A 1,385-nucleotide genomic window follows, 5' to 3' on the forward strand; every position below is an offset into this window, starting at 1 on the left:
TATTATAAATATTACAAGAACAGTTATCTTGATTAAAAACTAAAATGAAAGGAATTTCAATTATGACTGATGAATTTTTTGAAGATGAAAATGTAGATGATGGGGAAAATAATCTTGAATATGATAGAGGTATTTTTGACATTGAAATTGAATTTGATGACGAAGTTGTTAAGAGAATTGAACGAACTGAAACAACTAGAGAGTTTGAAAAATTGATTGAAAGTGAGGAATAATTATTAAAACTGAATAACAATTTTTGTATTTTTATAGTTAAAATTATTTGCACAAATTGTAAATTTTTTTAGGAAAAATATCATACTTTTTTTCTAAAATATTGTAAAATAAAAAGCATAATTACATAAAAAAAGGAGAATTTTTAGTTCTCTTTTTTTGTTATTTTTAAAAGAAATTTTTGTCTATAGGTGTAATTATGATTAAGATTTTTAACTATAATTTACTAAAAATTTGGGATATATTTTTAGAAAAATTGAAATTATTTTTTGCTGTTTTGTAAAAAAATTGATTTAAAAAATGTCATATTTAAAGTTCAATAATACATAAAAATTCATCTTTAAAAACTGTCTTTATGAAAATTTTATTGCACAAAATTTGTAGAAATTTATACAAAATATACTCTTTAAATTTGAGAATTGTAACTTTATTTTCACGAATGAAATGAGTTTTTGAGTGCAGACGAAAGTCATTTTTTCAAAATTTTATGCACTGAAAAAATCACGATAAGTTTGTTAAAAATTTTAATTTTTGAGAAACTTGTAAGCGTGCTTTCCAAAATTTTAATTTTCGGAAAGTTTATTGGGAAAAATTTTTATGAAAAAAGTCTTGATTTTTTGAAAAAAATAAGGTAATATTAGTTTAAGCGTGAAAATGAGAGCCCAGTTTTTGGAGGTGGATGGGCAGTTTAAGAAATTTTACTTCAACTCATTTTAAAATATCAAAAGAAAATTTAATTGAATAAAAAATAAAATATTTGAGCTTATGTACAGATTATTGGGAGTTTTCTTCTAAAAAGTTTGCACAAGCTCTTTTTTTGATAAAAAAATATATCAGAAAAATCAGGATAAAATTTCTTGAAATCATAAAATAAAATTGATGATTATAAAAATTAAAGTTCATATTACGTCATATTAAGCCCGTAGCGTTCGTTAAATCGTTTTTTGGTATAGAACTTTGCCTGATGCAAAATTTTTTCGTTATGGGGCTAATATGGGCTTATTTTAGTTCTATATTGTAAATTAGATTTTCAATTGAAAAATAATTTTATATTTTTGATGATGACAAATGAGTTTGAAGTAAAAAATTATTGACAAAAATTTAAAAAGTAGTATAATGGTATTACCAAAAAAAATAAAATATAAGGAGTGAGT

The 1,385-nt window shown here is 21.9% G+C and carries 1 protein-coding gene; it reads left to right on the forward strand.

Going from position 1 to position 1,385, the window contains the following annotated elements:
* Positions 1-62 precede the first annotated feature (62 nt).
* The gene (locus K324_RS15850) at positions 63-233 is read left to right on the forward strand and encodes a hypothetical protein (RefSeq protein WP_169720580.1); all 171 of its coding nucleotides are present in this window, start codon (positions 63-65) and stop codon (positions 231-233) included.
* Positions 234-1,385: the final 1,152 nt, after the last annotated feature.

The organism is Leptotrichia trevisanii DSM 22070, assembly GCF_000482505.1.
Taxonomy (GTDB): Bacteria; Fusobacteriota; Fusobacteriia; order Fusobacteriales; family Leptotrichiaceae; genus Leptotrichia; species Leptotrichia trevisanii.

Excerpts from the sequence above, each read along its gene's own strand:
- K324_RS15850 (WP_169720580.1), top strand. The coding sequence starts at position 63 with ATGACTGATGAATTTTTTGAAGATGAAAATGTAGATGATGGGGAAAAT.